Here is a 24,603-nt window from a genome sequence, read left to right as displayed (position 1 = left end):
CGGGCGGTTTCGTACCCAAAACCGTAGGGAGGCTTAACCTTAACCTGTGGAGGGCGGTCGGGCAAATCCCGTCCGCCACTCCCCGTTGAAATCCCCCAGACCCCCTCTTTCCTGCACGGATGTCACCCTTGTTTGTCGACAAGTAACTACAGCGTGTTGCCGACATGTGACATTCTGCTGGAACCGCGTTTGCCGTAGCCCCACCTCCGGTATTCAGGTGGAGGCTGCGTTCCTCCGACGGGAGCGCCCGCCGCGACCGTCCGCGACCTCAAGGGGGTGGCATGTCCGCAGACCAGGGCAGCTCGAAGGTGCTCACGCTCACGCTCACCAAGAGCCCGAGCGAATCCGCGCCCGACGCGCTTCACAGCTCACCGGCCCCGGAAGCCATCGACACCAGGACCCTGTCCCGCTCCCTGTTCCTGCGGCTCGCCGCACTCGACCAGGACAGCCCGGAGCGCGTGTACGTACGCGACACGCTCATCGAGCTCAACCTCCCGCTCGTGCGGTACGCGGCAGCCCGCTTCCGCAGCCGCAACGAACCGATGGAGGACATCGTCCAGGTCGGCACGATCGGCCTGATCAAGGCGATCGACCGTTTCGACTGCGAACGGGGCGTGGAGTTCCCGACGTTCGCGATGCCGACGGTCGTCGGTGAGATCAAGCGCTTCTTCCGCGACACCAGTTGGTCGGTGCGCGTCCCGCGCCGCCTCCAGGAGCTGCGCCTCGCGCTGACGAAGACCAGCGACGAGCTCGCCCAGCGGCTCGACCGCTCGCCGACGGTGCCCGAACTCGCCGCCGCGCTCGGCGTGTCGGAGGAGGACGTCGTCGACGGCCTCGCCGTCGGCAACGCCTACACCGCCTCCTCGCTCGACTCCCCCGCCCCCGAGGACGACGGCGGCGAGGGCTCCCTCGCGGACCGTCTCGGGTACGAGGACTCGGCCCTGGAGGGCGTGGAGTACCGCGAGTCGCTCAAGCCGCTGCTCGCCAAGCTGCCGCCCCGCGAGCGCCGCATCATCATGCTGCGCTTCTTCGCGAACATGACGCAGTCGCAGATCGGCGAGGAGGTCGGCATCTCGCAGATGCACGTCTCGCGCCTTCTGACGCGGACGCTCGCGCAGCTGCGGGAGGGTCTGATCGCGGACTGAACCGGGGCTTCGTACGGAGCGGTTTCCGCGTCAACTTCTGTGTACGTGACCGGTGTTGCTGACGGGGTTCCTCATTGACGGACCGTCAGCCACACTGGCGCGATGCGACGTGCGCTGCGAAACGTACTCGGTGCCGGTGCCGCTGTGCTCTGCCTCGGCGGGCTGCTGTCCTCCTGCGGCGGCGACAGCGGCGACGGCTATGTGGCCACAGGAGCCGCCGGAGCGTCCCCTGAGCGGGCTCCGGGCAAGACGGTGGGGCCCAGCGGCGACGTGGAGCTGGTGCCGCTCGACGGAGGCGGCGAAGGGGCGAAGGGCGACGGCAGGCGGGGCCCGGGCTCCAAGGCGCCGTCCGGCGCGGGGAAGCGCGGTGGCGCGGGCGACACGGAGGGGAAGTCGCCCGGCGGCCGGGGCGGTTCGGGCTCGGCCGGTCCGTCCGGCAGCGCGTCCCCTGCGGGCGGATCTCCGGGAGAGCGCGGCGACTCCGGTCGTACGGAAGGGAATTCAGGCACCCCGTCGGCCCCGGGCACGCATGAGCCCGCGCCGCCGAGCGGGCCCGCGAGGCTCAGCGTCGGCGAACCCGAGCGGGAGCCCGCCGACCGGCGCTGGTGCGAGAAGGTGACCGTCGCCTTCCGCAACACCGGTCACTCACCGGTGCGTTCGGGCACGGTCACCTTCGGCACCCACATCATCGGCGCCCTCGGCGTCGACTGGGCCACGATCGAATCCACCGTCGACCTTCCGGCGCCGATCGCACCCGGCCGGAAGAAGGAGAAGACCTGGCCGGTGTGCGTGGACACGCCTTACAAAGGGGTTCTCCTGATGGGAGGCCATATGGAGCACGATTTGACCGTTAAGTACCCCGGTGGCGAGGACATTTTCATCCCTCGATCGTGACTCTCCCGTTATCGACCCGAGACCGGCCGAGGGTGCCTCGTCGCGGTCAGCCCACTTCTCGCATCACTGGCCGTTGGCAGCGATACAGCACGCCGACATGCCCACGGCCCTCGCCAGCGGCGAGGGCCGTTCACCGTTCCCCCGCAATTTCACGGGGGTACCGTTCTGGTGTCGAGTCAGAACGGAGTTCAGTATGCCTGCACACGCTGACATCACTACAGATGACCACACCCTGACCTTCGGCCAACGAGTACGCCGAGCCCGTGAGCGCAACGGCCAGACACGCGCCGTCGTCGGCGGACTCGTGGGCCGCTCTGCGGAGTGGGTCAAGGCAATCGAGAACAGCCGCCTCCAGACTCCCCGCCTGCCCTTGCTGCTCCGCCTCGCCGATGTGCTCGGCGTCGATGACATCGCGGAACTGACCGGTGACGAACGCTTGTTGGCGTCCAGCTACACCAAGTCGGCACACGGAGCACTGCCAGCGGTACGGGAAGCACTCACGACGTACCGGCTCAATGACTCGGACGAGGAACCAGACGATGCCGCCGACCTCCTTGCCCGCGTCAGCGAGGCGTGGCGGTTGTGGCACGGCAACGGTGGGCATCGCACGCGCATCGCGGTAGTGCTGCCCGACTTGCTCTCCGACTTGCAGCACGCCGCTCGGACACTGGACGGCACAGACCGCCGCCGTGCCCTGGTCGGCCTCGCCGAGACCTACCACCTGGCACAGCTGTATCTGTCCTTCCAGCCTGCGCCCGAACTGGTCATGCTCACAGGCGACCGCTCGATGTCGGCGGCGCAGGATGCCGACAGCCCACACGCCATCGCTGCGGCGGCCTGGTACATGAACCACGTCTTCCGGGATGCCGGGGAGCGGCACGAGGCGCGCGTGGACCTCGCGATGAAAGCGGCCCACCTGCTGCGACCCGATGACAGCACGGAAGACCTCGCGCGGTGGGGACTGCTGCACCTCGCCGCGTCACTGTCGTACGCCAAGATCGGCCAGCGCGGGAACGCAGAGCGGTTCTGGGACCACGCCGACGATGCCGCGAAGCGGCTCGGCGAGGACTACACACACCCGTATCTGATCTTCGGCCGGGGCATGGTCGACGCCTACGCGATCACCATGAATGCGGATCTCGTGCGCGGCGGCGAAGCTGTCGACGTGGCCAGCCGGGTTGACCTCACCTCGATGCCATCGGCCACGCGCCGCTCCTTCCACATGATCGAGTCCGCTCGTGCGTACAGCCTGCAAGGCGAGCAAGTCGCAGTGGTGCACCTGCTGAAGAAGGCACTCGAAATCTCGCCGGAGACGGCACGGTTCAACCTGTTCGCGCGCTCGACCGTATCCGAGCTGGACGAGGCACAGAATGCCGTGATCCGGGATGACGTGCGGTACCTCAAGAACAAGCTCGGAGTACCCACGGCGGCGTGAAGGGGTACAACTTGTACCCCTTCACAAGGGGGTAGAACTCGTACCTGTTGCCTGCACTCAGGGGTCCTACGGTCTGTCGTCAAACGACTACGACCGACCCCCGCGACCACGTGTTGGGTGGCCCGGGGGCGTGGCCCACCTGATGAAAGCAGGTCGACATGCCGCACTGTATCGCCCGTATCTTCGAGCCGCTGTTGCGACTCTTGCTCCCCTCGTCGGGGCGTCACAGAGACCCCGACGACGTTCCTGCCGATGTGTACCCGGTCGCGCCGCAGACCTCCCGCCTGCTGCACGCCCCGTGCCCCGTGTTGCGAGGTGAGGACGTCCGTCTCGTCCGCCCGTATCTCGTCGCCTTTGAGCGGTGCCGGGAAGAGCGTCAGCAGCGGGCGCGGCGGCGGGCGTTGTGGCTCGCGCTGCATGGCGTCGATGTCGGCCCTCGCTGGATTCACGGCGTGGAGGTGATGGCGTGATGAGCGAACCTGCCCCCGCCATCGGCGACACGGTCCGGGACACGGTCCGTGGCCGGGTTGGTGTGGTGATGGATCACCTCGGCACCTACCTCCAGCTCCGCCCCGTCCATGGCGGGTGTGAGTGGGACGCGAGGCCCGAGTACGTCCAGCCCATCGCCCAGGCCGATCTGCTCGGCGAACGCGTCGCTCAGGCCAATGCCCGTAGCAATCCTGGGGGTTCACGGTGAAGCGACTCTTTCGCTACGTGCCCTACACGCTGGTACAGGACCCCTACGCGGCCCCCGAGTACGAGGCCCTGTGCGTGGTGGGGGAGGACGCCGACTGCGGTGCCACCTCCGGGCGCCACGCCGATCCCGGGCCGGTCGAGGAGTGGCAGCGCCTGCACACCCAGGAGACCGGTCACCTGCGCTACCGGCGAACCTTCGCCGACTACGCGGTCATGCAGCCCCCGGACAACCTGCCCGCCGGACTGGAACCGGCTCACGCGGAGCGGGTGACGGCATGAGGCACGTTGGCCGCCTTCGCCGCCAGCCGCGCCAGGCCCCTACCGATCATCGCCATCAGCGCCTCGTGCGACTTCGTGATCGGCGCTTCGCTCACGCAGTCCGCGTAGGCCCCGAGCAGCCGGGCGGCACGGGGACGTATCCGCCCGCCTAGTACTGGGGCAGGGGCTGCCGTGACGGACAGCCCGGCGGCCCCCGCCCCTTTCAACTCCCCTGGCCCGTGCGGTGAGCGCGGCGGCATGGTCGGCCGCCCCGGGTAGCGCTCCCTGGACAGGGGAAGCGGCGGGCAGCTCCACCCGTCGCAGTGCGGCCCCGGCCCTTTCCCCGAGAGGGCCGGGGCCGTTCGCGCGGTGGCGTGCGGGCGCCGGCCGCGCCCGCGGGCCGACGGCCGGCGCCCCCTCCACGCCACGGTGCTGATCGTGGGGGCGACCTTTTGAACCTGACAGACCTCCCGGAGCGCTCCCCGGCGTTCGGGCCCCCCGAGGGGAAGGGGTGCACCCCCGGGGGCCCGTGCGCGTTCAGGCCCGATGGGTCAGACGGACAGGCTCTTGATGATGGCCTCGCTTCGCCGCTGCTGCTTCGTGGTGTAGCTGTCGAGGGTGAGCCGCGCGGAGTGCTGGGCTGTGATGCGGGCCTTGATGAGGTTGGGCAGCGCCAGGGCGGTCTGTGCTGCCGCGCGCCGCTGCGGGTCAGCGGTCTGTGCGGTGGCGGCCCGGAGCACCCCGTCCCGGACGAGGACTTCGGCAGCGGCGATGGTGTCCTCCTCACGCCCCTGGGCGGTGAGGTAGTCGCGCAGCCACCCGGTGCTCACCAGGGCGCCGATCGCATCCTGGCGCACGGCCAGACGGCGCAGAACCTCGAACTCCTTCCCGGTGCTCTGGGCGTTGCCGAGCATCATCAGCGCGTCCTGGCGGGCGGTGGTCGCGTCGCGGCGGTCAAGGGGCACCTTGGCCGCCTCGTACAGTTCGGCGCCCGCGACGGTGGTCGCGGCATCGGCGGTGGCGATGTCGTCCGCCACGGCTGCCCGCGCGGCGTCGAGGGTCTCCCTCACGAGCCGGTCGCGCCCCTCCGGGAAGAGCGTGTCGTCCTCGTCGGTGCGCTGGGCCTGGCGGATGGCCTCCCGGGCGATGGCCGTGGTGCGGCCGATGGCGGCCGTGGCGGTGCCGATGCTGCTGCGGCTGGCCTCGGGGAGCGGGCCGTCGATGTCGGCCCGCCAGGTGGTGAGGTAGTTGTCTGCGGCGGTGTGGAGCTGGGCCACGGCGTCGCCTCGGGTGTCGATGGTGGTCATGATTTCTCCTTTGGGTGTCATGCTGCGGCGTCGGTGCCGCAGGTGGGGTGGGTGGTCTGTCCTTGGGTCAGGACGGTCATGGGGTGGCCGCACTTGGCGCACAGGGGTGCGGGGCCTGAACCGCTCGCCTCCGTGTCCGAGCGGTTCAGGGGCGGGAGTTGTGCCGACAATGCACCGGGAAGCGGTTCAAGCGGATCGGCCGCCGCGCCCGGTGACAGATTGGGCGTCTGACCTGCGGACTCTGGCCTTGGGGACGAACCGCTGGGCATACCGGCTAGCGGTTCACGCGCTGGTTCAGCGTGGGGGTGCGTGCCGCTTGAACCGCTTGAACCGCTCGCCGCGCCATTGTGGGCACAGCTCTTGAGGGCGACGCCCTGGTAGCGGCGCGGCTGGCCGTGCGGCCGGTACGTCTTGACCTGCGGCACGACGGCCAGCAGATTGCGGCCGAACAGCTGCTTGGGGCCGGGCTTGCGTTCGTTGTCCTCGCACCACGTCTTCCAGGCCTGGAACAGCGCGTCCACGGGCACCTCATGGCCCGGCCCCACCTCGCACACCTCGCGGGTGAACGCCGACATGGGCGAGGCTTGGTCCTGCATGGCGGTGACCGCCTCACGCGAGGACTCAGGCTCGGTGAAGCGGCCCTGTGCCAGCAGCCGGGCCAGGCCGTCCAGGGCCCAGTTGAGGATGCCGGGCAGCTCCGCGTGCAGGGCCGCACCAAGGGCCCGGTCCTCCCGCCCGAGCCACGAGGCGGTCATGTTCAGCACCAGGAAACGGGTCGCGATGGCGCCGGACGCGTCGCCGAAGTTCGGCAGCTCATTGGACAGGATCAGAAAGCGGGTCGGCAGGCGGCCGGTCCACGGGTCCTTGTACTTGCGGTCCACGTCGATGGTGTCCTCACCCGAGACGGTGAGCAGACGTTCCACCACCTGGTGACCGTCCCGGCCCCCGAGGCGCGCGTCCGAGATGATCGCCAGCGGCTTGCCCAGCAGCGGGGACAGACCGAAGTTCGTGGCGAGACTGGCCAGGGTGGGACCGGCCATGTTGCCCTGCCCGACAAGTGCCCCCAAGGTGCGCGCGATGGTGCCCTTGCCGGACCGGGGCGGCCCGACGATCAGCAGGATCTTGTGCATGTCCGTGCGGCCGGACAGGACGTACCCGAAGAACTCCTGCAACACGTCTATCTGATCCGGGTCCTCGGGCCACAGCTGGCGCAGGAAGTCCAGCCACCGCGCGGGCGCGGGGGCCTTGGCGGCGTAGTCGAACGGCACCGACACCAGGTTGAAGTAGCGCGGGTTGAGCGGGTCCAGACGGCGCGACAGGACATGCAGCAGGCCGTTGGCGCAGGCGACCACGGGCTCCGCGTCACCGGCCGGACGCCCGCCGGTCCACGCGGGCGCGTCCACGGACGGGGACAGAATCCGGATCGCTGCCATGGCCTCCAACAGGTCCGCGATCTTCTTCTTGTTCGGCGCCCACGGCCGCAGTTCCTCGCCCTCGGTGGCTCCCCGCTGCACCGTCACCGCGTACTCGGCGTGCTCCAACTCCGCGTAGGCCACGGCACGCACCTCGGCCACATCGAGCTCCGTCCAGTGCGTGCACTGCCACTCCATCCACTGGCCGCGCCAGTGCAGCAGCGTGGGCCGCTGCTCCTCATCGGTCCACGTGGGCAGCACCACCCGGGCAACCGCCATGGGATTGCCCGGGGTAGGCACCGTGGCCGTCTTCACTCCCGCGTTGCGCAGGATCTCGTCCGCCTGGTCGTGGGTCATTGGGTGCCCCCGCCCCGGTGGTAGGCGGAGCGGACCGTGGCCGCCGCCGCGCCCTCGTCCAGGCCGACGGCCACGGCCGCCTCCACCAGGGCGCGGTCGGCGTTCGCCGCGCCGCCCTCGGCAGCCCGGCACGCGGCCCAGAACAGACGGTTGTTCCGCTCCCCGGGAGCCGCCTGCAACACGAATCGCACAAGGCTCCGCAGACCCTTCTGCGTGGCCTGGAGCGGCGCGACGCGGCTTGTGGCAGGTGCCGGGCGCCCGGCGCTGTGCAAGAGCGCCGTCAGCAGCCAGGCGGGCGCCGGAACGGGCGGCTGCCCGGGATCCTCCAGCGCGTAGAGGACTCCGGTCACGTGCAGCGAGCCGGGGCCGATCACGTAAGCGTTGCCGCTGCGGATATCCCCGTCGAAGTGCCCGCGCAGGGCCCCGAGTCCGTTGCCCAGGCGGGCGCTGGCGGGCGCCCAGTAGTAGTCGTGGTGGCCCTTGGCGGTGCGTACCCGCATGGTCGTCGTGTGCCGGTGCCCGAGCAGTGCGGCGGTGTCCTCGATGGCGCCCGGCCGGTCGGAGTCGACGACGAGAAGGCGGCCCTCGTCGGGCCCGGAGCACGCGCCCAGGGCAACGGCGACGTTGCGCAGCTGCCCGCCGAACCAACGGCGCGTCCGCGCCTCGTCCACGGTGTGCTCACGGGTGAAGGGAACGCACGGATGCTTGCCCCGGCTCCCGTCGCACACCCGGTGCATGCCAGTGCACGCGCCCGTTCCGGGGTGGTCGGCAGGGAACACCGGAAAGTTGCGCCCAACGAGCCACAAGGCCCCATCCAGCGCGATCTGTCGCGCTACCGTGGAGTCAGACCCGCCGCCCAGCCGGTCATCGCGCGCCCCCGCCTCAACGGGGGCGTTGTCATTGGCACTCATGCTGCGGCGCCTCCCGACATGCCGTCGGCCGGGGGCAACAGTGAGCGAAGGCGGTCAAGTTGGTCTGCGGTGAGCTGCGGCGCGCTATCGACCACGCGCCGAATGTGCGCTTCGAGCTTGGCGGCCCTTAGGTCGCGGCGCGCGTCGGAAACCTCGGGGGCGTCTTCACCCCGGTGGCGCTTGAGCGCGGCGACACGGGCCCGGTGATGGAGGTGGGATGGCACGGTGAGTCTCCTGAGACACACGAACGCCGAGCCAAGAAGAGACACCCGTCCTATGGGCCGTCTCCGCTCGGGTCGGCGTTGCGCCATCCCCACGGGCGTTGCGCCCGTGCGATTCACCGTTCGTCCTTGCTTGCCCTGTCGGCATTGCGCCGCTCAAGACACCTGGGGACTAGCAACTCGATGTTCAGCTATACCAACAGCGTACGCCTGCTACGGCCGTTAGCACAGATCAGCGATCACGCTTCCACTCGATTCGATCAACCGCGTCCGCCTTCACGCCGCTCCCCACTCGCTGGATGCGCACCTCACCCAACACCCCTGGACTGAGCAGCAGTCGAGCCACAGCGCGGCGCGCAGTGATCGGCACGGCGTCCCACCGCTTCGCGACGTCGGCGCCGGGCTCGATCAAGTCCTGTAGAGCGTCGGGCAGCATCAACTGCCGCTCCTCACTCTCAAGTCCTTGGATCTTCTCCGTCAGGGCCCTGGTGGAGCGAGCCAACACCTTCGCTTCGTGGAGGTCTTCAGGGGTCGCGTTCTCCATCTCATCCAGCTTCAGCCGCAGTTCAGCGACCTCAACCCTGATCGAGTCGGCCCGTTCGGCGTCGTCCGGCGACGCCGTGAAGTCGGCGTACACCTTGTCCGAGGCCAGATAGGCGAGCATCGCCCCGATGACCACCTCGTCCACTCCGGCCTTATCCACCCGAGTACAGCCCTTCCCCGCGCACTGATAGCGCGGCTGCTTCGCCCCGCCCTTGCCGGGGCGCATGATCGCCTTCATGGGGGCGTCGCACTCATAGCACTTGATGATCCGTGAGATCTCGTGCTTGGCACGGCCGTTGCGGGACTTCGCCCGGCCGGGCTCCGCCAGCATGCGTTGGACGGCGTAGAACGTCGCCTCTCCCTTGGCCCCCTTGAGCAGGCCGTTCCACGTCCCGTTGACGACGGTCCCTCGGTGGACGCGTTTGCCGATGTACGCGACCTTGAGCGCCATGGACCGCAAGTGCTGGCTGGCGAAGGGGTCACCGGAGCCGTTGACGATGCCGCGCCGCTTCCAGTCCTGGGCGATGGCCGTCAGTGAGTGCCCGCCCTTGAGCCGGTTGAACAGCTCCACGGGAACCTCTGACTTCGGGATCATGCCCTCGGGGTGGTCGCTGTCGGGCACCGTGGCCGTGTCCGGTATCCAGGTGATCAGTCGGCCCGTCTTGGCGTCGTACTCACGCTGGAAGCCGTAGGGCGGGCGTCCGTGCGGGCGGCCCTTGGCGGCCTCTGCAGCGGCCGTGCGGCGGGTGCGGGTCGACGTGCGCAGCGCTTCCTGCTCACTGTCGATGGCGCCGGACTGCAACACCTTCCGGTCTGCGGGCCGGGACGGGTCATAGAGCCGGTCGTCCGTGGTGATGAACACCAGGACGCCCGTCTCTTCAAGGAGCTCGATCAGGACGGCCCACTCGCTGACCTTGCGGCTGCCCCGGGAGTTCTCCCACAGGACCAGGACTTGCGCCCCGAACGACCCGTCTCTTAAGTCGCTGATCAACTGCTCGAAGTCAGCGCGGCGCTTCGTGGCGAACTTGGACGCGGACTTGTCGTTGTCGGCGTCGTACGGCGCCCCCAGCGTGATGCCATGCTCGGCGGTCGCCGCAACGTTCTCGCCGTGCTGCTCCGTCACCGAACGGCGTTGCTTGTCCCGGTCGTTGGAAACGCGCAGGTACTCACGGCCCAGGAGCGTGGTCTCTGAAGTCATGCCGCCACGATCCGATGGCGCGGCACCTATAGCAAGGTGTATCCGTGGACGCGTGGCGTGTGCCGCTGGGCATGCACATCGAGACGCAGGACGTGTCGGTGGACTGGAAGTAGGGCGGGAGTCGGGGACAGAGGCGCCCCTTCAGGAGCGCGGGGAACTGCGCGCCCCGCCACGGAGCACCCGCACAGGACGCGCAGCGGAGCCCTTACTTCAACGCCAGCCAGGCCACACCCGCGACGACCACGAGCGCGAGAACGACGCCGACGACGAGACCGATGCGTGGCCCCGGCTTGGCGGCAGCGGCCTGCTGTCGGCCCTGCGGGGCCTCGTCCACGAAGGCGCGGAACATCTGCGTGCTGCCGGCGGGGTCGGGGTTGCCCTGGGGACCCTGGGGGTTGTGTGCCATGGAGCAGGACCCTAGCGAATCCACCGCTCCGGGCCCAACCCCCTCTGGCCAGGGACTTTACGAGCACGGCCCCAGACCTTTGCCGACTCTTTAGGACCTTGGTCCCGTTTTAGTTTGCCTGCGGCAACCAACTGTCTCTATCGTTGCCCTAAGCAACAAATTAAATTCACAGGAGGTGCCGTGGCCGCGCAGCGTCAGTACGAGGAGCTGGCCCGACAGCTCAGCGCCATCGGCGCCGTGAAGCGTGGCCTGGGACGGGCCCTGCCGCACGACTGCCCCGCCGGATCCGCCGCCGTACTCATCCTGCTCGACCGGCACGGCGCGATGCGGATGAGCAGGCTCGCGGAGCTGCTCGCCGTCGACATGTCGGTGACCAGCAGGCACGTCGCCCATGTCGCGGAGCGGCAGTGGATCCACCGGGATCCCGACCCCGCGGACAAGCGCTCCCGGATCCTGCGTCTCACGCCCGACGGCAAGGCCAAGGTGGACGAGCTCTCCGAGCTCTCCATCCGGGCGCTCACCCACTACTTGCACGACTGGACCGACGACGAAGTGGTCCAGCTCAGCACGCTGCTCGCGCGCCTGCGCGACAGCTTCGGGGACTGCCGCGCGGCTTCGGCCCGGCTGCCCCACTCCCCCCACGACACCCAGACCACCCCAGAGACCACCCGTACACCCGCGTAAGAAAAGGAAGCCCATGGCAACAACCACACCATCCGGTGTGCGGGGCAGCCACGCCAAGCACGGGGCGCAGCACGACGCGAACGCCCCGATGACGCACCGGCAGATCATGGAAGCGCTCTCCGGGCTGCTGCTCGGCATGTTCGTCGCGATCCTGTCGTCGACCATCGTCTCCAACGCCCTGCCCGAGATCATCGGCGACCTCGGCGGCGGCCAGTCCGCCTACACCTGGGTCGTCACCGCCTCGCTGCTCGCGATGACCGCGACCACCCCGCTGTGGGGCAAGCTGTCCGACCTCTTCAGCAAGAAGGCGCTCGTACAGATAGCCCTGGTCATCTACGTCGGCGGATCGGTCGTCGCCGGGCTCTCGCAGAGCGCCGGAATGCTGATCGCCTGCCGCGTCGTGCAGGGCATCGGCGTCGGCGGGCTCTCGGCGCTCGCCCAGATCGTGATGGCCGCGATGATCTCCCCGCGGGAGCGCGGGCGTTACTCCGGCTACCTCGGCGCCACGTTCGCGGTCGCGACCGTCGGCGGTCCGCTGCTCGGCGGTGTCATCACCGACACGAGCTGGCTCGGCTGGCGCTGGTGCTTCTACGTCGGTGTGCCCTTCGCGATCATCGCGCTCATCGTCCTGCAGAAGACCCTGAAGCTCCCCGTCGTGAAGCGGGACGTCAAGGTCGACTGGGCCGGTGCCTTCTTCATCAGCGCCGCCGTCTGCCTGCTCCTCGTCTGGGTCACCTTCGCCGGTGACAAGTACGACTGGCTGTCCTGGCAGACCGGGGCCATGGTCGGCGGCTCGGTGCTGCTCGCGCTGATCTTCGTCTTCGTCGAGTCCAGAGCGAGCGAGCCGATCATTCCGCTGCGGCTCTTCCGCAACCGCACCATCACGCTCGCCTCGCTCGCCTCGCTCTTCGTGGGTGTCGCGATGTTCGCGGGCACGGTCTTCTTCAGCCAGTACTTCCAGCTGGCGCGGGGCGAGTCCCCGACGATGTCCGGCGTCATGACGATCCCGATGATCGGCGGCCTGTTCGTCTCGTCGACGGTCTCCGGCCAGGTCATCACCAAGACGGGCAAGTGGAAGGCCTGGCTGGTCAGCGGCGGTCTCCTGGTGACGGCGGGCCTCGGTCTGCTCGGCACCATCCGCTACGACACCGAGTACTGGCACATCGCGATCTTCATGGCCCTGATGGGTCTCGGCATCGGCATGATGATGCAGAACCTGGTCCTCTGCACGCAGAACCAGGTCGCCCCCGAGGACCTCGGCTCCGCCAGCTCCACCGTCACGTTCTTCCGCTCCCTCGGCGGTGCGATGGGCGTCTCGGCGCTCGGCGCCATCATGGCCACGCGCATCACCGACTACGTCAAGGACGGCCTCACCGACCTCGGGCCCAAGGCGGCCGGGTTCGGCCACGGCGGCACGGGCGGCGGCGGCATCCCGGACCTCGACAAGATCCCCGAGCCGTTCCGCACGGTCATGGAGAGCGCGTACGGGCACGGCATCGCCGATGTCTTCCTGATCGCCGCGCCGATGGCGTTCCTCGCCTTCCTGATCACGATCTTCATCAAGGAAGTTCCGCTGCGGACGTCGGGCGCCCTCGCCCAGGCCGCCGGGGAGTCGGCCGACAGTGCGGCTCCGGCCGCTGCCGCTCCCGCTGCTGCCGCTCCGGCCGCCGTCGCCGACGAGCCCGTCCTCGCCTCCGTCGCCTCGCACACCGAGGCCGGGCCCGACGGCACGCAGCAGCTCGCCGCCGTGGCGAGTGCGGCGTCCGCGGCCGACGGCATCCCCGCGCAGGTCACGGGCGGCATCCCGGTCCACGGCTTCGTCCGTGGTGCCGAGGGCGTGCCGGTTCCCCGGGCCGCCGTCACGCTGATCTCCCTCGGGGGACGGCAGTTGGGCCGTGCCGTCGCGCAGGGCGACGGGTCCTACGCCGTCGACGCCCCCGGCGCCGGGTCGTACGTCCTCATCGCCTCCGCCGACGGGTTCCAGCCGCAGGCGTCCACCGTCGTCGTGGGTGAGGACTCCCTCGCGTACGACATCCTCCTGAGCGGCACCAGCGGGCTCAGCGGTGTCGTCCGCGACGCCGACAGCAAGCTGCCCGTCCACGCCGCCATGGTCATCGTGACCGATGTCCGCGGCGACGTCCTCGCCACCGGACTCTCCGGCGAGCAGGGCGAGTTCACCTTCGCCGAGCTGGTCCCCGGCACGGTCACCGTCGCGGTCAACGCCGCCGGTCACCGGCCGATCGCCCTGCCCGTCGAGGTCGGCGGCGCCGGGGTCACCCGGGTCGAGGTCGAGCTCAACTCCGGTGCGCAGGTGCTCGGCACCGTGCGGGCGGGCGGTGCGGCGCTCAACGACGCCCGCGTCACGCTCGTGGACGCCGCGGGCAACGTCGTCGCCACCGCGACCACCGGGGCGGACGGGGCCTATGCCTTCACCGACCTGGACAGCGGTGAGTACACGGTCATCGCGACCGGGTACCCGCCGGTGGCGACCGGTCTCACGGTCACCGGAAGCGGTGTCGACGACCACGACATCCAGCTCGCCCACCCGGGCGAGTGACCGGCCCCGGTCCGTGGTCGCGCCCCGAGCGGAGGCGGGGCCACGGGCCGGTTGCGGAAAGGGCCCCCGGGCGGGCGGTGGCGTTCACGGCAGGGGACGGCCGGTCATCGCCGCCCGGGGGTCGTCTGTTTTGTCTTTTGAAGCTTGCAAGGAGTAAACGGGATGGGACTCAACGCTCGGATCCGCACGCGTGACGGCTGGGCCGTGCCGCACGCCGTCGTCACCGTGACCGACATGACGGGGGCGCAGGTGCTGCGTGCGGCGGCGGACGAGGAGGGTGCCGTGCGGGACGCCACGGCGCTCCCGTCCGGGCCGTACACGGTGATCGTCACCGCCGTCGGGTACGCGCCGGTCGCCTCGACCGCGCTGGTCACCGCGAGCGGGCGGGCGGAGGTCGGCAACGTCGTCCTCGCCCGGCAGGGCGGTACGGAGCTGCCGCCGCCCGGGCCGTGGACGATCGACCCCGCGCACTCCACGGTGGCCGCCGTCGCGCAGCACCTCGGGATCACCAGCGTGCACGGGCGGTTCACGGAGTTCGGGGGGCGGGTGGAGATCGCCGAGGACGTGGAGAAGTCGCGGGTCGAGGCGGTGATTCGGTCGGGGTCGATCGATACGGGGAACGGGATGCGGGACGGGCATCTGAAGTCGCCCGACTTCCTGGATGTCGACCGGTACCCGGAGATCACGTATCGGTCGAGCGGGCTTGTGCCTGCGGGGGCCGATCGGTGGGTGGTGCAGGGGGAGCTGGGGATGCACGGGGTGGTGCGGCCCGTGGACCTCGAGCTCAGCTATCTCGGGACCGGGGCGGATCCGTGGGGTGGGACACGGGCGGCGTTCCGGGCCACGGCCGAGTTGCGGCGGGAGGACTTCGCCATGAACTACAACCAGGTGGTGCAGGCGGGGATTTCGGCCATCGGGACGACGTTGCGGGTGGAGCTGGACATTCAGGCGGTGCAGGGGGAGGGGGTGCCGCAGGGCTGAGCTTGGCCTTGGCCTTGGGCTTGGCCTTGGGCTTGGGCTTGGGCTTGGGCTTGGGCTTGGGCTTGGGCTTGGGCTTGGGCTTGGCCTTGGCTCGGTCTCGCCTTCGCTTTGTCTGTGGGGCGGGGCCGCGGGGGTATGTGCGTACTCGCTATCCCGTGGCTTGTGCCTCCGTCAGTGTTTGCCGCCAGCGTGGGGCACCGTGCTCCGTGCGCACATACCCCCACGTCCCCTCGCGCGCGTTTGCGCCTGCGGACCGGTGGGGGTTGCTCCGCTGTGCCGCTCACGGAGGCGCAGGGCCGGGGCAGGGGGTCAAGGTTTGGGGAGGAGGGATTCGATGCCGGCGATCAAGAGGTCCAGGGCGATCGTGAAGTCGCGTTCCCACATTTCTGCGACGGTGTCCCCGCCCCTCGCCTTCATGAGCTCGTTGGCGCTCTCCAGGACCTCGTGGCGGCCGAGGCCTTCCTGGACGGTGCCGAGGGCCGCCTGGTAGTACTCCTCCTGGGTGAGGCCCGCCTCGTTGCTCCGCGCGATGAAGTGGCCTTCGATGGTGCCGAAGCCGTAGACGAACTGGAAGACCGCGGAGATCGCCCCGTTCTGCGTGTGCGTGGCGAGCCCGGTGTTGCGTACCGCGCGCTGCACCGCGAGGGAGAACGCGAGCCAGTCCGGGCCGATGTTGAGGAACCGGCCGATCAGCGGCGACACCCAGGGGTGGCGGATCAGCAGGGCGCGGTACTCGTCGGCGAGGGCGCGGAGTTGGTTGCGCCAGGCCTCGGGGAACGTCTCCGTGTCGGGCAGGTCCATCTCGCCGCAGGCCGAGTCGAGGGCGAGTTCGAGCAGGTCGTCCTTGGTGTCGACGTACCAGTACACGGACATCGCCGTGACGTTCAGCTCCCCGGCGAGCCTGCGCATGGAGAACTTGGCGAGGCCCTCCGCGTCCAGGAGCCGGATCGTGGCCTCGGTGATGCGGTCGCGGTCGAGGCCGTTCGGCTGGTCGCCCTTGCGGCCGCGGCCGCGTGGTGCCTTCTCCTGCAGCCAGACACTCGTCCTCTCCGGGCGCTTCGTGCGCTCGGCCGCCGCCTTCGCCATGGCGCACCTTCCTCGTAGGTCCTGGGGGAGCAGGGGGCGGGCGGGTGAGCGTTGTGGAATGTGCTCGTCCGCCCGCCTCCGATGCTATGCCGCCTTCTGCTGCACGGAGTCTGCCCTCTCCGCCCTGCGCAGCAACGCGGCCGCCAGCAGGCCGCCGACGAACACCGCCGCGGCACCGACCAGCTGGCTCGTCTCGAGGCCCGAGGAGAACGCGTCGGCGATCCGCTCGCGCTCGTCCGTCGACTTCGCCGCGGCGATCGCCGCGGGGAACGACGCCGCGGAGACCGCGATGAGCGAGGCGAAGCGGGAGTTGAGGACCGCGCCGAGCACGGCGACGCCCAGGCCGTTGCCGAACTCCGCGAGCGTGCCGTTGATGCCCGCGCCCACGCCCGCCTTCTCCGGCGGTATCGCGCTCATGATGGCGTTGGCCATGGCCGGCATGGCGAGGGCGATGCCCGCGCCCATGACGATCAGGCCGAACAGCAGGCCGTTGTAGTTGTCTCCGCCGAGCACCGCGATGGCACCGAGGCCCAGGGAGAGCAGGGTCATGCCGGACGCGATCGTCACGGGCGTGCCCATCTTGGCGTGCAGCTTCGCGCCGACGCCCGCGAGGTTCAGGGCGACGATGGTCACCGCGAGCGGCGCCGTCCGCAGGCCCGCCTCCAACGGCTCGTACCCGAGCACGAATTGGAGGTGCTGGGTCAGCAGGAAGAGCGAGCCCGAGAGGCCGAAGGCGACGAGGATCGCGCCCGCGACCGCCCCGATGAAGCGCTGGTTGCGGAAGAAGTGCATGTCCAGCATCGGGTACGGGATGCGCAGCTCCCAGAACGCGAACACGCCGAGGACGAGCACGCCGACCGCCGCGGAGACCAGGACGTGCGACGACGTCCAGCCGTGCTCGGGGCCGACGATGATCGCGTAGACCACCGAGGCCATGCCGATCGTCGAGAGCAGCGCGCCGAGCAGGTCGGGGCGGTCTCCCTGCGGGTTCTTGGACTCGGGGACCAGCTTGATGACCGCGGCCAGGCCGAGCAGCGCCACCGGGATGTTGATCAGGAAGATCGATCCCCACCAGAAGTGGTTCAGCATGAAGCCGCCGAGCAGCGGACCGGCCGCGAAGCCGAGCGAGTTGATGGTCGCCCAGAGGCCGATGGCCTTCACGCGCTCGGTGTCGTCGAAGATCTGCACGACGACGGCGAGCGTCGTGGTCATCAGGAGGGCGCCGCCGATGCCCATGCCCGCGCGGGCGGCGATGAGCTGTCCGGAGGTCCCCGCGAGGCCCGCGGAGAGCGAGCCGATGCCGAAGAGGGCGAGGCCCGCCACGAGCATCTTCTTGCGGCCGTAGCGGTCGGAGGCGCTGCCCGCGGTGAGCAGCAGGCCCGACTGCACGAGCGAGTACGCGTTGATCATCCACTGGATGTCGGAGGTGGACGCGTCCAGTTCCTTGGTGAGGGACGGGATCGCGACGCTCAGGACGGTGTTGTCGAGCAGCACGGTGAGCTGGGCGAGGCAGATGACGCCGAGGATCAGCCAGCGCTGCGGGTGCCTCGGTGAGGCGGTCGGGGTCTCGGCGGTCGGCGCCGTCATGCACGCTCCTTCAACTTCTGAGATCTGCTTCTACGGTGTACGAGGCTGGTGCGACGTACACCGTAGAACAGGTCTCGTACGGCGTACAAGACGATTTATGGCTGCCGGGTCCTCCGCTACGTCCTGGGCTGCGTCAGGTCGTAGAGGGTCGCGCTCCCCACCGTCACCTTCTCGAAGCTCTTCTCGACCCACGACGTGATCGCGGACGAGCCGCCCGCGCCGCCCATGCCACCCGCGATGAAGTAGTGGATCTCGCCGTCCGCCACGTACTGCTTGAACTGCGCGAGCGTCGGGGACGGGTCGCTTCCGTTGAAGCCGCCGATGGCCATCACCGGGTCGCCGGTGGCCAGTTGGTAGCTCGCCGCGTTCTGCGAGCCGATGGCCGCGGCCGCCCAGGTGTACTCATCGGCGTCCGTCTCCAGGAGCTTCTTCGCCTTGGCGGAAACCTGCGCGCCGTCGAGCAGGCCGCCCATGCCGCCGCCGCGTATGCCGCTTTCGCGGAGGGTGCCGGTGCCTGCACCCGGCCCGGTGCCGGGGAAGCCGCCGCCCGTGGGGGGCTTGGCCATGCCGCCCGGCTTGCCGTTCTGGCCCGGCGGGCGCATCCCGGCGAAGCCTCCGCCGGGACCGCCCATCCGCCCCGCCGACGCCGGGCCCGCCGTCACGATCGAGCCGGTGTGCGCGCTGTCCACCGTCGACAGGGTGTACGCCACCGGGCCCGCCACGGACGCCGCGCAGCCGAGGCCCACCGCCGCCAGGGCGAGGTGGCGTCCGGCGCGGCCCGCGAGGAGCAGGCCGAGGGACGCGGCGAGGCCGCCGACGAGTACCGCCCAGCGCAGCCACGGCAGGTGGTCGGGGGTGCGGCCGAGCAGGACGTACGCCCAGACCGCTGTGCCCGCGACGGTCGCGCCGAGCACCGCGCACGCCCACCACTTGGCGCGTTCCTCCCACAGGACCGTGGCGCCCATGCCGATGAGCGCCGCGATGTAGGGGGCGAGGGCCACCGTGTAGTACTGGTGGAAGATCCCCGCCATGAAGCTGAAGACCGCCGCGGTCATCAGGAGCGCGCCGCCCCACGCCACGAACGCGGCCCGCGCGATGTCCGTGCGGCGTGCCCCGCGGGTCAGGACGAGACCCGCCAGCAGGAGGATCAGCGCGGCGGGCAGCAGCCAGGAGATCTGGCCGCCGACCTCGGAGCCGAACATCCGGCCGAGGCCCGTCTCGCCCCACCGTCCGCCGCCGGGGCCGCCGCCCGGGCCGCCACCGCCGCCGACGCTGCCGGTCTCCTCGCCGTTGATGCGGCCGAGGCCGTTGTAGCCGAAGGTCAGTTCAAGGAAGGAGTTGTTCTGCGAACCGCCGATGTAGGGGCGGGAGGACGCGGGCCACAGCTCCACGATCGCGACCCACCAGCCGCCCGCGACGACCATCGCGCCCGCGGCAAGCGCGAGTTGACCGAGGCGCCTGCGCGGCCGCACCGGTGCGCACACCGCGTACAGGACCGCGAGCGGCGGCAGGATCAGGAACGCCTGCAGCGTCTTGGCGAGGAAGGCGATGCCGACCGCGACGCCCGCCCACACCAGCCACTTGGTGCGGCCGTGCTCCAGGGCGCGCAGGACGCAGTGGACGGTGACGGTCATCAGGAGGGCGAGCAGCGCGTCGGGGTTGTTGAAGCGGAACATCAGCGCGGCGACGGGCGTCAGCGCGAGGACCGCGCCCGCGATCAGGCCCGCGGCCGCGCCGAACCGGCGGCGCACCGCGGCGTACAGCACGCCGACCGTCGCCACGCCCATCAGGACCTGCGGCACGAGGATCGCCCACGAGGTGAGGCCGAAGAGGCGTACGGAGAGTGCCATCGGCCAGAGCGACGCCGGGGGCTTGTCGACGGTGATCGCGTTGCCCGCGTCGAGCGAGCCGAAGAAGAGGGCTTTCCAGCTCTGGCTGCCCGCCTGGACGGCCGCGGAGTAGAAGGAGTTGGCGTAGCCGGACGCGTCGAGGTTCCAGAGGTAGAGGACCGCGGTCGCGAGCAGCAGGCCGAGGAGCGCGGGGCGCGCCCGGCGCGGGTCGTCGGGGCGGCCGCGCCACAGCCGGGCGAGCGGCGCCGCCGGGCGCCCGTGCGCCCCTTCCGCCCGGGGTGGGTGAAGTGCTGCGGGGGCGGCGGGAGTTGTCGTCATCGGGCGTTCCTCGGATCGGCGGCGTGGGGCACCGGCTGGTCGGGGGCGTGGGGGGTCGTCTCGTACCCGTACGACGAGGTGGGCGGTGTGGTCCGCGCCGCGCGGTCCGGGAACACCCAGGCCCGCAGGAGCAGGAAGCGCAGGACCGTCGCCGCGAGGTTCGCCGCGATCAGGACCGCGAGTTCCGTGGCGTGCGCCGGGTCGCCGGATGCCGCGCCGAGTGCGGCGAGCGAGCCGCTGGTGAGGACGAGGCCGATGCCGAGGACCACGAGTCCCTGTGCCTGGTGGCGCATCGCGCGGTCACGGCCGCGTACCCCGAAGGTGAGTCTCCGGTTGGCTGCGGTGTTGGCGACGGCGGAGACCAGGAGGGCGAGCGCGTTGGCCGCCTGCGAGCCCGTGAACGTACGGAATCCGCTGTAGAGGAGGAGGTAGCAGAGGGTCGAGAGCGCGCCGACCGCGCAGAAGCCGACGAGCTGGCGGGCCAGGCCGCCGGGGACGCCGGTGAGTTCCCTGTCGCGCGGGTCGTCGCCGAAGGGGCGGGCGAGCCGGCCGAGCGGCAGCGCGCCGACCGCGAGCGCGCGGCCCACCCGCCATACGCCCTTGAGGTCGTCCGTGGCCGTCCTGACCAGGTGGACGGTGGAGTCGGGGTCGTCGACCCAGTCGACCGGCACTTCGTGGATGCGCAGCCCGGCGCGCTCGGCGAGGACCAGCATCTCGGTGTCGAAGAACCATCCGGTGTCCTCGACCAGCGGCAGCAGGACGCGTGCCACATCGCCGCGGATCGCCTTGAAGCCGCACTGGGCGTCGGAGAACCGGGCGTGCAGCGAGCCGCGCAGGATGAGGTTGTACGTACGCGAGATGAACTCCCGCTTGGGGCCGCGCACCACCCGTGAACTGCGCGTCAGGCGCGAACCGATGGCCAGGTCCGAGTGGCCCGAGATCAGCGGGGCGACCAGCGGAAGCAGCGCGTTGAGGTCGGTGGAGAGGTCGACGTCCATGTACGCGAGGACCGGCGCGTCGGACGCGGACCAGACGGCGCGCAGCGCCCGGCCGCGGCCCTTCCGGTCGAGCCTGACATGTCGTACCTCCCGTACGGACGCGGCCAGTTCGGCGGCGATCTCGGGGGTGCGGTCCGTGGACGCGTTGTCGGCGACCGTGACGCGGAAGGGGTAGGGGAAGGTGCGGGCGAGGTGGTCGTGCAGCCGCAGGACGCACGGCCGCAGGTCCTTCTCCTCGTCGTGGACCGGGATCACGACGTCCAGGACGGGCACTTCGCGCCATGCGGCGGGAAGGTGTTCCCGCAGCGGGAGGACGCCCGGGGAAGTGTCGGTTCGCATGGAAACGACACTCGCCAAGGGGTCTGTCAGGGCTGTGTGGTGAGGCTGTGGCCCGCCTGTGAGGGGAGGGACGGGGCAGTGCCGACGGCCGGGAGGAGGACCGTGAAGACCGTGCGGCCCGGCGCGCTCTCGACGGTCACCGTGCCGTGGTGCGCCGTCACGATGGCGCGCACGAGCGCGAGCCCGAGCCCGGTGGAGCCCGCCTGGCGCGAGCGCGAGGCGTCGCCGCGGGCGAAACGTTCGAAGACGGCGGGCAGCAGCTCCTGCGGGATGCCGGGGCCGTCGTCCTCGACGTCCAGACGTACGTGGGGTCCCTCGCGGCACACCCGGGCCGTGACCTTCGTGCCCGGCGGGGTGTGGGTGCGGGCGTTGGCGAGGAGGTTGACGACGACCTGGTGCAGCCGGGCCCGGTCGGCGTGCACCGAGGCCGGTTCGTCGGGCAGTTCGAGGCGCCAGTGGTGGCCGGGGCCCGCGGCGCGGGCGTCGCTGACCGCGTCGACGACCAGGGGCGCGAGATCGCTGTCCTGGTACGCGAGCGGCTGCTCCGCGTCGAGCCGCGCGAGCAGCAGCAGGTCCCCGACGAGACCGGTCATCCGCTCGGCCTCGGACTCGATCCGGCCGAGCGCGTGCCGCGTGTCGGGGCCCGTGGACTCGTGGCCGCGGCGGGTCAGTTCGGCGTAGCCGCGGATGGAGGCCAGCGGGGTGCGCAGCTCGTGGCTGGCGTCCGCGACGAACTGGCGCACCCGCGTCTCGCTGCGCTGGCGTGCGTCGAGCGCGGAGTGGACGTGGTCGAGCATGCGGTTGAGCGCGGCGCCCACCTGGCCGGCCTCGGTGCGCGGGTCGGCGTCGGGGGCGCGCTCGTGCAGGGCCACCTCGCCGCTGTGCAGCGGGAGTTCGGCGACACGGGTCGCGGTGGTGGCGATCCTGCGCAGCGGGCGCAGCGCGACGCCGACCATCGCGGCACCGGCCAGCGAGGCGGCGGCGAGGCCCGCCGCGGTGACGCTGATCTCGACGACGACCAGCGTGCTGAGGGTGTTCTGGACCTTGGTGGTCGGGATGCCGACGAGGAAGTCGCCGGTGATGCCGGGCGTGTACGCCACGCGGTACTCGCCGAGCCCCGGGATGTCGACGTTGTGCGGGTGCGCGTCCCTCGGCACGGAGGAGAGCGCGGCGACCTGGTCCTCGTCCAGCGGTGTGGCGTCCGGCAGCGGGCTTGCGCTGCCGCTCTCGGCCTCGGTGCTGATGAGGGCGCGGCCCACCGAGCCGTCGTGCACCTCGGCGCCGATGGTGCCGATCTCCTGCGGGCCGCGCGAGACGAACTCCAGCGGATCGCGCTGCCCGCCGGGTCCCGGCGGGCCCGATGCGCGCTTGGCCACACCGTCGAGCGCGCTGTCCAGCTGCTCGTACAGATGCGACGTGAGCGCGATGGTGGTGACGGTCCCGATCACCGCGCACACCACGGCGATCAGCGCGACGGCGGACAGGACGAGCCGTGTGCGCAGCGTGCGGGGGCCGCGCCGCCGGGCGCCGATGAGGCGTCGCACGGAGGCGCGTCGCACGGAGGCACCTCGCGCGGAGGCACCTCGCGCGGAGGCACCTCGCGCGGAGGCACTTCGCGCGGAGGCACTTCGCGCGGAGGCACTTCGCGCGGAGGCGTCTCTCACGAAGGCACGGGCACGGCGGGCTTGATCAGGTATCCGGCCCCGCGACGCGTGTGGATCATCGGCTCGCGCCCCGCGTCGATCTTCCTGCGGAGGTACGAGATGTAGAGCTCGACGACGTTGGCCTGGCCCCCGAAGTCGTAGTTCCACACCCGGTCGAGGATCTGCGCCTTGCTCAGCACCCGGCGCGGATTGCGCATGAGGTAGCGAAGCAGCTCGAACTCGGTGGCGGTCAGATGGATGGAGTCGCCGCCCCGCGTCACCTCGTGGCTGTCCTCGTCGAGGGTCAGGTCGCCGACGGCCAGGGTGGACTCGCCGCGCTTGCCCGCGGCGGCCCCGGCGCGCCGGATCAGGCCGCGCAGCCGTGCCACGACCTCCTCCAGGCTGAAGGGCTTGGTGACGTAGTCGTCGCCGCCCGCCGTGAGCCCGGCGATCCGGTCCTCGACCGCGTCCTTCGCGGTCAGGAAGAGCACGGGCACGTCCGGCATCTCGCGGCGCAGTCTGCCGAGCAGCGAGAGGCCGTCCATGTCGGGCAGCATCATGTCGAGCACCACGGCGTCGGGCCGGAACGCGCGCGCGGCCCGCACCGCGCCCGCGCCGTCACCGGCGCTGCGGATCTCCAGGCCCTCGTAGCGCAGGGCCATCGAAAGGAGCTCGGTGAGCGACTCCTCGTCGTCCACCACGAGCACACGGACGGGGCTCCCGTCCGGCCTGAGCAGTTCGGTACGCGCCTGGGGCGAGGTCGTGGTCATGCCCGAAAGACTGCTGGGCGGCTCTGAGAGCTCTCTTTTCTGAACCTGTGAATTCCCTGAGAAAGCGGAGGGCCGCGGGATTCACCCCAGCCCGAAGACTCCCGCCGCGTTCCCGTACAGGACCCGCCGCATCCAGTCGTCCCCCAGCCCCAGCCGCTCCAGCGACTCCAGCTGATGGACGTACGTGTACGGGATGTTGGGGAAGTCGGAGCCGAGCAGCACCCGGTCGCCCAGGTCCGCGAGCCGCCGTGCCTCGCCGCGCGGGAACGGCATGATCCGCTCGCTGAAGTCCGTGAACGCCATCGTCGTGTCGAGCCGCACCTCCTCGTACCGCTCGGCGAGCGCGAAGAACTCGGCGTACTCGGGCATGCCCATGTGCGCCACGACCAGCCGCAGCCGGGGATGGCGCGCGAGCAGCCTGGCGATCGGCTCGGGGCCCGTGTGCTTGCCCGGGTCGGGTCCGGAGCCGCAGTGGATGACCACGGGCACCTCGGCCTCGGCGAGCAGGCCCCACACGCCGTCGATGAGGGCGTCGTTCGGGTCGTAACCACCCACCTGTATGTGCGACTTGAAGACGCGGGCCCCGGCCTCGACGGCCTCCCGCACATACGCCTCCGCGCCCGGCTCGGGGAAGAACGTCGCGGTGTGCAGACAGTCGGGCGTGCGCCCCGCGAAGTCGCGCGACCAGCCGTTGAGCCACTGCGCCATGCCCGCCTTGTGCGGATAGAGCATCGAGGTGAAGGCCCGCACCCCGAACTCCCGCAGCAGCGCGACCCTGCGCTCCTCCTCGTGCCGGTAGGTGATGGCCCAGTCGACCCCGTCGAAGTACGCCCACACCTTGTTCAGGACGCGTTCCGGCATGAAGTGCGTGTGCACATCGATGAGTCCGGGAACCCCGAGCCGCTCCCAGAACCTCCGGACGCCCTCGGCCTCGGCCCCCGCGCTGTCGACAGTCACCACGGACGGATCACACATGGGCCCCACCCTCCGTCCCCGGCAACGATGTT

At 70.6% G+C, this 24,603-nt stretch carries 21 protein-coding genes; 9 read left to right on the top strand and 12 right to left on the bottom strand.

All coding sequences use genetic code 11. The features are described from left to right. Positions 1 to 281: 281 nt before the first annotated feature. From ACFWZ2_RS22990 to ACFWZ2_RS22965, 6 genes are all read left to right on the top strand, one after another. Positions 282 to 1,145 carry an RNA polymerase sigma factor SigF gene (locus ACFWZ2_RS22990; RefSeq protein ID WP_384548467.1) on the top strand — a complete coding sequence of 288 codons (864 nt, stop codon included), beginning with the start codon at positions 282 to 284 and terminating at the stop codon, positions 1,143 to 1,145. A gap of 102 nt (positions 1,146 to 1,247) precedes the next feature. Continuing rightward, positions 1,248 to 2,039 carry a hypothetical protein gene (locus ACFWZ2_RS22985; RefSeq protein ID WP_384548465.1) on the top strand — a complete coding sequence of 264 codons (792 nt, stop codon included), beginning with the start codon at positions 1,248 to 1,250 and terminating at the stop codon, positions 2,037 to 2,039. 193 nt (positions 2,040 to 2,232) lie between these two features. Further along, complete coding sequence (locus tag ACFWZ2_RS22980) at positions 2,233 to 3,474, top strand: helix-turn-helix domain-containing protein (protein ID WP_384548463.1); 1,242 nt, start codon at positions 2,233 to 2,235, stop codon at positions 3,472 to 3,474. 158 nt (positions 3,475 to 3,632) lie between these two features. Beyond that, entirely contained in the window at positions 3,633 to 3,944 is a 312-nt protein-coding gene (locus ACFWZ2_RS22975; RefSeq protein WP_384548461.1) for a hypothetical protein, read from the top strand. Beyond that, positions 3,944 to 4,171, top strand: coding sequence for a hypothetical protein (locus tag ACFWZ2_RS22970; protein ID WP_384548460.1), 228 nt, complete (start codon positions 3,944 to 3,946; stop codon positions 4,169 to 4,171). Before ACFWZ2_RS22975 ends, ACFWZ2_RS22970 begins: the two co-directional genes overlap by 1 nt. Before the next feature lie 17 nt (positions 4,172 to 4,188). Continuing rightward, positions 4,189 to 4,449, top strand: a complete 261-nt coding sequence (locus ACFWZ2_RS22965) for a hypothetical protein (RefSeq protein WP_384548458.1) — start codon at positions 4,189 to 4,191, stop codon at positions 4,447 to 4,449. A 530-nt stretch (positions 4,450 to 4,979) separates the two neighbouring features. Here ACFWZ2_RS22965 and ACFWZ2_RS22960 read toward each other — a convergent pair. From ACFWZ2_RS22960 to ACFWZ2_RS22940, 5 genes are all read right to left on the bottom strand, one after another. Then, positions 4,980 to 5,735: a hypothetical protein gene (locus ACFWZ2_RS22960; RefSeq protein WP_384548456.1), complete on the bottom strand. Its 756-nt coding sequence runs from the start codon at positions 5,733 to 5,735 to the stop codon at positions 4,980 to 4,982. 17 nt (positions 5,736 to 5,752) lie between these two features. Beyond that, positions 5,753 to 7,504 carry a phage/plasmid primase, P4 family gene (locus ACFWZ2_RS22955; RefSeq protein WP_384548454.1) on the bottom strand — a complete coding sequence of 584 codons (1,752 nt, stop codon included), beginning with the start codon at positions 7,502 to 7,504 and terminating at the stop codon, positions 5,753 to 5,755. After that, complete coding sequence (locus ACFWZ2_RS22950) at positions 7,501 to 8,415, bottom strand: bifunctional DNA primase/polymerase (RefSeq protein WP_384548452.1); 915 nt, start codon at positions 8,413 to 8,415, stop codon at positions 7,501 to 7,503. Before ACFWZ2_RS22950 ends, ACFWZ2_RS22955 begins: the two co-directional genes overlap by 4 nt. Before the next feature lie 453 nt (positions 8,416 to 8,868). Beyond that, a complete protein-coding gene (locus tag ACFWZ2_RS22945) occupies positions 8,869 to 10,377 on the bottom strand; it encodes a recombinase family protein (RefSeq protein WP_384548450.1) in 1,509 nt (502 codons plus the stop codon). 205 nt (positions 10,378 to 10,582) lie between these two features. Continuing rightward, positions 10,583 to 10,783, bottom strand: a complete 201-nt coding sequence (locus ACFWZ2_RS22940) for a hypothetical protein (protein ID WP_384548448.1) — start codon at positions 10,781 to 10,783, stop codon at positions 10,583 to 10,585. Between the two features lie 180 nt (positions 10,784 to 10,963). Here ACFWZ2_RS22940 and ACFWZ2_RS22935 point away from each other — a divergent pair, with 180 nt between their 5' ends. The 3 genes from ACFWZ2_RS22935 (at position 10,964) to ACFWZ2_RS22925 (ending at position 15,005) form a co-directional block, all read left to right on the top strand. After that, a complete protein-coding gene (locus tag ACFWZ2_RS22935) occupies positions 10,964 to 11,467 on the top strand; it encodes a MarR family winged helix-turn-helix transcriptional regulator (RefSeq protein ID WP_384548446.1) in 504 nt (167 codons plus the stop codon). Between the two features lie 13 nt (positions 11,468 to 11,480). Further along, positions 11,481 to 14,024: an MFS transporter gene (locus ACFWZ2_RS22930; protein WP_384548444.1), complete on the top strand. Its 2,544-nt coding sequence runs from the start codon at positions 11,481 to 11,483 to the stop codon at positions 14,022 to 14,024. Between the two features lie 162 nt (positions 14,025 to 14,186). Continuing rightward, positions 14,187 to 15,005 carry a YceI family protein gene (locus tag ACFWZ2_RS22925; protein ID WP_384548443.1) on the top strand — a complete coding sequence of 273 codons (819 nt, stop codon included), beginning with the start codon at positions 14,187 to 14,189 and terminating at the stop codon, positions 15,003 to 15,005. A 309-nt stretch (positions 15,006 to 15,314) separates the two neighbouring features. Here ACFWZ2_RS22925 and ACFWZ2_RS22920 read toward each other — a convergent pair whose 3' ends face one another. From ACFWZ2_RS22920 to ACFWZ2_RS22890, 7 genes are all read right to left on the bottom strand, one after another. Further along, positions 15,315 to 16,091 carry a TetR/AcrR family transcriptional regulator gene (locus tag ACFWZ2_RS22920; protein WP_384548441.1) on the bottom strand — a complete coding sequence of 259 codons (777 nt, stop codon included), beginning with the start codon at positions 16,089 to 16,091 and terminating at the stop codon, positions 15,315 to 15,317. Positions 16,092 to 16,175: 84 nt separating this feature from the next. Further along, entirely contained in the window at positions 16,176 to 17,678 is a 1,503-nt protein-coding gene (locus ACFWZ2_RS22915; protein ID WP_384548439.1) for an MFS transporter, read from the bottom strand. A gap of 116 nt (positions 17,679 to 17,794) precedes the next feature. Next, positions 17,795 to 19,846, bottom strand: coding sequence for an ArnT family glycosyltransferase (locus tag ACFWZ2_RS22910; RefSeq protein WP_384548437.1), 2,052 nt, complete (start codon positions 19,844 to 19,846; stop codon positions 17,795 to 17,797). Further along, the gene (locus tag ACFWZ2_RS22905; RefSeq protein ID WP_384548435.1) at positions 19,843 to 21,183 is read right to left on the bottom strand and encodes a glycosyltransferase; all 1,341 of its coding nucleotides are present in this window, start codon (positions 21,181 to 21,183) and stop codon (positions 19,843 to 19,845) included. Before ACFWZ2_RS22905 ends, ACFWZ2_RS22910 begins: the two co-directional genes overlap by 4 nt. Positions 21,184 to 21,209: 26 nt before the next feature. Continuing rightward, complete coding sequence (locus ACFWZ2_RS22900; protein ID WP_384548433.1) at positions 21,210 to 22,742, bottom strand: sensor histidine kinase; 1,533 nt, start codon at positions 22,740 to 22,742, stop codon at positions 21,210 to 21,212. A gap of 101 nt (positions 22,743 to 22,843) precedes the next feature. Continuing rightward, positions 22,844 to 23,596 carry a response regulator transcription factor gene (locus ACFWZ2_RS22895; RefSeq protein WP_384548431.1) on the bottom strand — a complete coding sequence of 251 codons (753 nt, stop codon included), beginning with the start codon at positions 23,594 to 23,596 and terminating at the stop codon, positions 22,844 to 22,846. A gap of 81 nt (positions 23,597 to 23,677) precedes the next feature. Next, positions 23,678 to 24,571 carry an amidohydrolase family protein gene (locus tag ACFWZ2_RS22890; RefSeq protein ID WP_384548429.1) on the bottom strand — a complete coding sequence of 298 codons (894 nt, stop codon included), beginning with the start codon at positions 24,569 to 24,571 and terminating at the stop codon, positions 23,678 to 23,680. Between the last annotated feature and the right edge of the window lie 32 nt (positions 24,572 to 24,603).

Source organism: Streptomyces sp. NPDC059002, assembly GCF_042740435.1.
Classification (GTDB): Bacteria; Actinomycetota; Actinomycetes; order Streptomycetales; family Streptomycetaceae; genus Streptomyces.
The sequence above is the reverse complement of the archived record's forward strand: the minus strand, read 5'-3'. Positions and strand labels throughout refer to the sequence as shown.